We start from the raw sequence: 8160 nt of genomic DNA on the forward strand, positions 1-8160 counted from the left end.
CAACTACTCGTTTGACCCGATAACGGTGGTATCATGCCGGGTAAAAGGTCGTTCTTTACACTCTTGTCGATCCTGTTTCGCCCCCATCACAAAAAGGCCTGAACCGCCTGTTTGTGGTGGAGGCGCCGGGTACCGCCCCCGGGTCCAATGAGCTTATTACAACGCCGTTTATCACCATAGCCGGAAGAACCGGCAGGCCTGATATAAGTGTTTCAAATGCTTCTGCAAAGGGGGGTAGCGCGCAAAAGGCGGGGAAAGGCGTCCCTATGCCCTTTTCGCGGCCGCTTTCCTCGCGATAGAAGATAAGACCGATTTTGAACGAGGGAGCATCATGCGGCAATATCTGGACCTTCTGGGCCACGTGCTGGAAAACGGAACCGACCGGGCGGACCGGACCGGCACGGGCACGCGCTCCGTCTTCGGCTACCAGATGCGTTATGACCTGTCGGCCGGCTTTCCGGTTCTGACGACGAAAAAGCTGCATCTGCGCTCGATCATCCATGAACTCCTTTGGTTTCTGAAGGGCGACACGAACATCGCCTATCTTAAGGAAAACGGCGTTTCGATCTGGGACGAATGGGCCGATGAAAACGGCGATCTCGGACCGGTCTATGGCGCGCAGTGGCGCTCCTGGCCGACGCCGGACGGCGGCCATATCGACCAGATCGCAAGGCTTGTCGAAGGCATTCGCGCCAATCCCGACAGCCGCCGCCATATCGTCACCGCCTGGAACCCGGCCGAAGTCGACAATATGGCGCTGCCGCCCTGCCACTGCCTGTTCCAGTTTTATGTCGCCGACGGAAAACTCTCCTGCCAGCTCTACCAGCGCTCCGCCGACATCTTCCTCGGCGTTCCCTTCAACATCGCCTCCTACGCGCTGCTGACGTTGATGGTGGCGCAGGTGACGGGCCTGAAGCCCGGCGATTTCGTCCACACGCTCGGCGACGCCCATCTTTACGCCAATCATTTCGAACAGGCGCGCGAACAGCTTTCCCGCATCCCGGGCCCTCTGCCGGTGATGCGGCTCAATCCGGATGTCACCGATCTTTTCGACTTCACCTTCGAGGATTTCGTCCTCGAGGGCTATGAGGCCGCGCCGTCGATCAAGGCGCCGATCGCGGTTTGAGCGACAGACATGTGAGGAGGCGGGGTCGATGACTGCCGAAATCGTAATCATGGCCGCCGTCGCGAAAAACGGCGTGATCGGCAACGGCGCGGCGATGCCCTGGCACCTGGGGTCGGATTTTCGGCGGTTCAAGGCCCTGACGATGGGCAAGCCCCAGATCATGGGACGCAAGACCTATCAGTCGATTGGAAAGCCGCTGCCGGGGCGGACAAATATCATCATCTCGCGCAACCCGGATTTCCTGGCGCCCGGATGCATTGTCGTGTCGAGTCTTGAAGACGCTGTTGCGCTGGCCCGCAAGGATGCTGCCGAAAAGGGCCTCGACGAAATCTATGTGCAAGGCGGGGGCGAGATATACCGGCAGGCGATGACGCTCGCCGACCGTTTGCGCATCACCCATGTGGAAACCGAAGCGGACGGGCAGACCACTTTTCCTGCGATCGATCCGGCGCTTTGGCAACCTGAAAGCAGCGAGAACCTGCCTGCCGGCGAGAAGGACGATTATCCGACGCGCTATGTGGTTTACGCGCGAAAACCCCGATGAACAGGAATTTACCGCGATTTGGCCGCACAGTTGACCGATCGCGTTGAAAGCGACCTTCTGCGTCCCTATAACGGGACAAACGCTGAATGCGTCAATGCGCGGCTGCGGCAATGGTTCCGCAGCCAGGAACTGTTTATTTTGGAAGAGGTGTGAATGCCCTGGAGCAATCAGAATGGCGGCGGTCCCTGGGGAGGGGGCGGCGGCGGCGGCGACAATCAGGGTCCGTGGGGCCAAGGCCCCAAGCGTCCTGGTGGCGGCGGCAACGGCGGCGGCAATGGCGGACCGCCGGATATCGAGGACTTCTTCCGCAAGGGCCAGGATCAGTTCAAGGGCATGTTTCCGGGCGGTTTCAGCATCGGCCTGGTGATGATCGTCATCGTCGTGCTGGCTGGCTTCTGGGTGATGCAATCCGTTTATACGATCCAGCCGGAAGAGCGTGGCGTCGAGCTTCGCTTCGGCGTTCCCAAGGCCGACGTTTCCGGACCTGGCCTGCATTTCATGTTCTGGCCGGTGGAGACTGTCGAGAAGGCGAATATCACGGAACAGCAGCTCAATATCGGGTCGCGGAATTCCGCGCGCACGGGCATCATGCTGACCGGCGACCAGAACATCGTCGATGTTCAGTTTGCCGTGCTCTACAGCGTCACCGACCCGCAAGCCTATCTGTTCAACGTTGAAAACCCGATCGAGACGCTGCAGCAGGTTGCCGAAAGCGCGATGCGCGAAGTCGTCAGCCGCAGGCCGGCCCAGGATGTCTTCCGCGACGATCGTGAAGGCATTTCGGAGGATGTGAAGCAGATCATTCAAAGCACGATGGACGAATACGGCGCCGGGCTGACGATTGCCGCCGTTTCGATCGAGGATGCCGCGCCGCCGGCCGAGGTGGCTGATGCCTTCGACGAAGTCCAGCGTGCCGAGCAGGATGAAGATCGTTTCCTTGAAGAGGCCAACCAGTATGCCAACCGGGCACTGGGGCAGGCGCGCGGTGACGCGGCCCAGATTCGCGAAGCGGCGGCAGCCTACAAGGACCGCGTGGTCATGGAAGCGCTGGGTGAGGCGGATCGGTTCAATTCGATCTACGAAACCTATGTTGCCGTGCCCGAGATTACCCGCAAGAGGCTCTATCTGGAGACCATGCAGGAGGTCTTCTCCAGGTCCAAGAACGTCATCATGGATGAGGACGGGGAGGGTGTTGTGCCCTATCTGCCGCTCGATGCGATCGACCGGAACGCGGCCGCCAGGACGAATGCCGCCAATACGAGCGGCAGCTCATCCTCGTCAACATCGCAGAGCAGCCAGGGAGCGAACCAATAATGTCTTCAAATCGCATATTCGTTCTGCTTGGCGGTATCGTCGCTCTGGCACTTTTGATCTACGCATCGGTTTTCGTGGTCAATCCGCGTGAACAGGCGCTGGTCATCCGTTTCGGCAAGATCTACGCAGTCAAGACCGAGCCCGGCATTTACTTCAAACTGCCGTTCTCGTTTGCAGGCGCCGATCAGGTCCAGTTCGTCTCCAATCAGGACCTCCGTTTTGACCTGGACGATATCCGCGTCCAGGTTTCGGGCGGCAAGTTCTACGAGGTTGATGCTTTCGTCGTTTACAGGATCACGGACGCACAGCGCTTCCGCGAGTCCGTTTCCGGCGATCGCATGGCCGCGGTTTCGCGGCTGCGCACCCGTCTTGATTCGGCGTTGCGCCGGGTCTACGGCCTGCGCGGCTTTGAGGCAGCGCTTTCGACCGAGCGGACCGCCATGATGAAGGAAGTCGGCGACCAGCTCCGTCCGGCGGCGGAAGCGCTCGGCATTTCGATTGTTGACGTGCGTATCCGCAGAACCGACCTGACGCAGGAGGTTTCGGACGAGACATACGCACGGATGCGTTCGGAACGTCTGGCCGAGGCCGAGGCGACGCGCGCGCGCGGCCGCGAACGCGCCGAAGTGCGGCGTGCCGCAGCGGACCGTGAGGTGGTTGAAATCCAGTCGGCGGCTGACCGCGATGCGCAGGTTCTGCGCGGCGAGGGCGATGCCGAGCGGAACCGGGTCCTCGGCGAAGCTTACGGCAAGGATCCGGAGTTCTTCTACTTCTACAGGTCGATGAACGCCTACAGGGATGTACTCGGTGAGAATTCGACCATGGTTCTTTCGCCGAATTCGGAATTCTTTGAGTACTTCCGCTCGTCAGGCGCGAGTGCACTGCCGCTGAGCCCGGCGCTGCCCGGCGGCGCGCCGGCCGAAGAGGTCCAGCAGCAGGCAACCGAGTAATGCTGCTTCAGGATGTTCTGATCGGATTTGCGTTTTATCTGATCATCGAGGGGCTGGTCTATGCGCTGGCCCCTTCGCTCTTTGTGGCCATGGCGCGGCTGTTGCCGACAGTGCCGGAAGGCGCGTTGCGCGTGACCGGCCTCATTGCCGTGGCGCTCGGCGTCGGCCTTGTCTGGCTGATCCGCGGATAGGCTTTCGCTGAGCCTTCCGCTATGATGACAATCGACAGGACGGAGGCATGATGACGACGGTCAAGCTGAATTCCCCGGTTTCCCGGGTCATGGCCCGGCACATTGCCGGCGTAGGGCTTCTCGCCGTGGCCGTCATCTCGCCGGTCTCCATGCCGATGATGCCGGCGCGCGCCCAGACGCTTTCCGATGTGTCTGTTGCGGACATCGCCGAGGGATTGCTTCCGTCCGTCGTCAACATCTCCATCTCCGAAGAGGGCGGGCCGACGGGCGAGACCCGGCCCCTGCCGGACGTTCCCGAGGGCCAGCCCTTCGAGGACCTGTTCGAGGATTTCTTCGAGGGCGAGGAGGGGCCGCGCAGCCGGCAGTTCTCCTCGCTCGGGTCCGGCTTTATCATCGATCCCACGGGCATCATCGTCACCAACAACCATGTCATCGAGAATGCCGACACGATCGAGGTGACGTTCTCCGACGGCGCCACGCTGGACGCGGAACTGCTCGGCGTCGATGACAAGACCGACCTGGCCGTGCTCAAGGTCGATCCCGACCGGCCTTTGCCGGCGGTGAAGTTCGGCGATTCGCGCAAGGTCCGGATCGGCGAATGGGTGATGGCGATCGGCAACCCGTTCGGCCTCGGGGGCTCAGTCACGCTCGGCATCGTTTCGGCGCGCGGGCGCGAGCTCGACGGCCCCTATGACAATTTCATCCAGACGGATGCCGCCATCAACAAGGGCAATTCCGGCGGACCGCTGTTCAACATGGATGGCGAGGTCATCGGCATCAACACGGCCATTCTGTCGCCGTCCGGCGGCTCGATCGGCATCGGTTTTTCGGTGCCGAGCGAGCTTGCGGAAAACATCATCGACCAACTGGTCGAGTTCGGACGCACCCGCAGGGGCTGGATCGGCATTCGCGTGCTGGAAGTGAGCGACGCGCTGGCCGCCTCGCTCGGCGCCGAGGACCCCGCCGGCGTTGCCGTGGGCTCGATCATCGAAGGCGGGCCTTCTGATGGCGGACCTCTGAAGGAGGGCGATATCATCCTGTCCTTCGACGGGCAGCCGATCGACAGTCCGCGTGACCTGCCGCGATTCGTCGCCGAGGGCCGGGTCGGAGACCCCGTGGACGTCGAGATCGTCCGCGACGGCGAGCGCATGACGGTTCAGGTTACGCCTGAACTGCTGGAAGAGCCGGAAGCGGTGGACGAGGCGCTGGCCGACAGGCCGACAGCTGAAGGCGACGCCGACACGCCCGGCCTGCCGGTCAGCCTTTACGGCATGACGCTTGCCGAACTCGATGACAATGGCCGTGCGCTCTACCAGATCGACGGCGGTATTGAGGGCGTGCTGATTACCGAGGTGGAAGAGGGTAGCGCGGCCGCCGACGAGGGACTGATGCCCGGCATGGTGATCGCCGAAGTCGGCCAGGACGCCGTGACGACGCCGCAGGAGGTGCGCTCGCGCATTGTGGAGCTGATTTCTCAGGGGCGCCGCAGCGTCTCGCTCATGGTCGCCGAGCCGGACGGCACGCTCGTCATCAAGAGCCTGGTGCTGGAATAGGGCGTTGCCCGGAAAAGTGGATCCCGGTACTCCATCCGGAAACGCCTAAAAAACAAAGAGACAGAGCGCTCTCGCGATTCGCAACAAGAGCGGAAGCGTCTTGGAGCGCCGTGCGTTCATTCGGACGCACAAAGGACGCTCTAACCTATTGAATCTAAGCATCGTGCTTTCCGAAAAACGATTCCGATTTTCGGGCCGATGCGCTAGCTGTCGCGTTGCCACTCAGCCTTCAGAAGGCGGTAGAGCACGTGGCGTTTGAGATGGGGGTGGCTGTCGGGAATCGAGGGATGATCAAAATCGCCCTCAGGGTCCCGCCGCATGCCGAGCCTTTCCATGACCGCCGTCGAGCGGTGATTCCCTGCAACAGCGAATGACACAAGCTGGTCGTGGCCGCGCTCCTCGAAGGCCAGTGCGATCATGGCGCGCGCGGCCTCGGTTGCGTAACCCTTGCCCCAGTAACGGGTCGCCATGCGCCATCCGATCTCGGGCGTGCCCTTCGGCGAGATGTCGGCGCTGTAGCTCTTGTTCAGCCCCGTGAAGCCGATCACGTCCCCGGTCCCTTTCAGCTCAACGGCGGGAAAGCCATAGCCGCTGTCGGCGATCATCTTGCGGACCGTGTGGAACATCTCATCGCTCTCGGCGCGGGTGCGGCGCATGGGAAAGAAGGCCATGACCGTTTCATCGGCGTTGATCTCGTGGAACAGGTCGCGGTCGCGATCCTCCCAGTTGCGGATGACAAGGCGTTCGGTTTCAGTGAGCTTCACCGTCTGAACTCCTCTTCGTGGTATCCCTGAATATAAAGCAGCGCGGTCAGATCTGCGTGGTCGATGCGGATATCGGCCTTTTCGGCAACCGTGGGCTTGGCGTGAAGCGCGACGCCGGAGCCGGCCAGTTCCAGCATGCCGAGGTCGTTGGCGCCGTCGCCGACCGCCATGATCTCGGTCTCTGCAATACCGCGCTTGCGCGCCACGTCATGCAGCGCCTCGATCTTGGCCTGTCGGCCGAGGATCGGGTCCGCAACCTGGCCGGTCAGCTTGCCGTCTCTTTCGACGAGCGTGTTGGCGCGGTTCTCGTCAAAGCCGATCATCGCGCCGATGCGGCTGGTGAAGACGGTAAAGCCGCCGGAGACCAGCGCGGTATAGCCGCCATTGGCCTTCATCGTCGCGATCAGTTCCTTGCCTCCCGGCGTTAGCGTGATGCGCTTTTCGATGATCTCGTCGACAATGCCGATATCAAGGCCGGCAAGCAAAGAGACGCGCTCGCGCACGGCAGGCTCGAATTCGATCTCGCCATTCATGGCGCGCGCGGTAATGGCGGCGACCTTTTCCTTCAGCCCGACTTCGGCGGCAAGTTCGTCAATGCATTCCTGACCGATCATGGTCGAATCCATGTCGGCCAGAAGCGCCTTCTTGCGGCGTCCGATCAGCGGCTGGATCACGAGGTCGATCGCTTCGCCGGCAATAATCTCGCGGATAGCGCTTTCGGCCGTCTGTCGGATCACATGATGTTCGAGATAGAGGTCGACGGCCACGCCCGCGCGCAGCCAGTCGATCTTGTCCACGGCAACGGCGTTCGAGAGCCTGGAAAGCTGCGCATCGGTCAAAACGGGGTTTGACGGATCGGCGACAAGCGTGGCAACGAGAACCATGACGAATTCCTTGGAAAGCAAACGGCGTGCGATCCTGATAACCGGGCCGACGGCGGGCGGCAAGTCCGCTTATGCTCTGCGACGCGCGCGAGAGACTGGCGGCGTCGTGATCAATGCCGACAGCATGCAGGTCTATGACACGCTACGGGTGCTGACGGCGCGTCCTTCGCCAGACGATATGGAGGGGATCGCGCATTTCCTCTACGGGCATGTGGCCGCCGGCGCCGACTATTCCACCGGCGCATGGCTGCGAGACGCGGCCGCGCTGATCGATCGGCTGGAAGGCGAGGGGCGGTTGCCGGTCTTTGTTGGCGGCACGGGGCTTTATTTCAAGGCCCTGACGGAGGGGTTGGCGGAGATGCCGGAGGTTCCAGCCAAGATCCGTGCGCATTGGCGGCGGGCGCTGGCCGAAGAGGGACCCGAAGCGCTTCATCATGTTCTGGCCGACCGCGACCCGGTCATGGCGGCGCGACTGGAACCCGCCGATGGGCAACGGATCGTGCGTGCGCTTGAAATCAGGGAGGCTTCCGGCCGGTCGATCGCGGATTATCAGGCGGAGACGCCGCCGCCGCTGATCCGTCCGGATGCGGCGGAGAAAGTGGTCATTCTGCCGGAGCGCCCGATCCTGCATGATCGTATAAACCGACGCTTTTCCGCCATGCTGGATCAGGGAGCGGTTGAGGAGGTGAAAGCCCTTCTGGCGCTTGACCTTGCCCCCGAAATGCCGGTGATGCGGGCAATCGGCGTTCGCGAGATCGCAGCCATGCTCAATGGCGAGATGGATCGCGAAACCGTCATCGCGCGGGCGAGCGCCGCGACCCGGCAGTATGCCAA

The 8160-nt window shown here is 62.1% G+C and carries 10 protein-coding genes and 1 other RNA gene; 8 read left to right on the forward strand and 3 right to left on the reverse strand.

Annotation, left to right across the window (positions count from 1 at the left end; all coding sequences use genetic code 11):
- Positions 1-233: a transfer-messenger RNA gene (gene ssrA, locus AC5DC2_RS15300) on the reverse strand; the annotation flags it as partial.
- Between the two features lie 98 nt (positions 234-331).
- On the opposite strand from ssrA, the gene AC5DC2_RS15305 reads away from it, so the two are divergent.
- The 7 genes from AC5DC2_RS15305 to AC5DC2_RS15335 are packed head-to-tail and all read left to right on the forward strand — an operon-like array spanning position 332 to position 5678.
- Entirely contained in the window at positions 332-1126 is a 795-nt protein-coding gene (locus tag AC5DC2_RS15305) for a thymidylate synthase (protein ID WP_491699096.1), read from the forward strand.
- A 28-nt stretch (positions 1127-1154) separates the two neighbouring features.
- Entirely contained in the window at positions 1155-1670 is a 516-nt protein-coding gene (locus AC5DC2_RS15310; protein ID WP_491699097.1) for a dihydrofolate reductase, read from the forward strand.
- 18 nt (positions 1671-1688) lie between these two features.
- Entirely contained in the window at positions 1689-1823 is a 135-nt protein-coding gene (locus tag AC5DC2_RS15315; protein WP_256389215.1) for a hypothetical protein, read from the forward strand.
- Positions 1824-2984, forward strand: a complete 1161-nt coding sequence (gene hflK / locus AC5DC2_RS15320; RefSeq protein WP_024707934.1) for an FtsH protease activity modulator HflK — start codon at positions 1824-1826, stop codon at positions 2982-2984.
- On the forward strand, positions 2984-3934 hold the full coding sequence (hflC, locus tag AC5DC2_RS15325) for a protease modulator HflC (RefSeq protein WP_491699098.1): 951 nt from the start codon (positions 2984-2986) through the stop codon (positions 3932-3934). The genes hflK and hflC overlap by 1 nt, the downstream gene beginning before the upstream one ends.
- Positions 3934-4125, forward strand: a complete 192-nt coding sequence (locus AC5DC2_RS15330) for a DUF2065 domain-containing protein (protein WP_491699099.1) — start codon at positions 3934-3936, stop codon at positions 4123-4125. The genes hflC and AC5DC2_RS15330 overlap by 1 nt, the downstream gene beginning before the upstream one ends.
- A 50-nt stretch (positions 4126-4175) precedes the next feature.
- Complete coding sequence (locus AC5DC2_RS15335; RefSeq protein ID WP_491699102.1) at positions 4176-5678, forward strand: Do family serine endopeptidase; 1503 nt, start codon at positions 4176-4178, stop codon at positions 5676-5678.
- Positions 5679-5881: 203 nt separating this feature from the next.
- On the opposite strand, the gene AC5DC2_RS15340 is transcribed toward AC5DC2_RS15335, so the two are convergent.
- The gene (locus AC5DC2_RS15340) at positions 5882-6442 is read right to left on the reverse strand and encodes a GNAT family N-acetyltransferase (protein ID WP_491699100.1); all 561 of its coding nucleotides are present in this window, start codon (positions 6440-6442) and stop codon (positions 5882-5884) included.
- Positions 6439-7326, reverse strand: coding sequence for a phosphoserine phosphatase SerB (gene serB, locus AC5DC2_RS15345; protein WP_024707929.1), 888 nt, complete (start codon positions 7324-7326; stop codon positions 6439-6441). The genes AC5DC2_RS15340 and serB overlap by 4 nt, the downstream gene beginning before the upstream one ends.
- Between serB and miaA the strand changes: the two genes are divergently transcribed.
- The coding region (gene miaA / locus AC5DC2_RS15350; protein ID WP_491699101.1) for a tRNA (adenosine(37)-N6)-dimethylallyltransferase MiaA at positions 7325-8160 on the forward strand (836 nt) is incomplete at its 3' end. The two genes, serB and miaA, sit on opposite strands and share 2 nt — an antisense overlap.

This window comes from Martelella sp. (genome assembly GCF_984369615.1).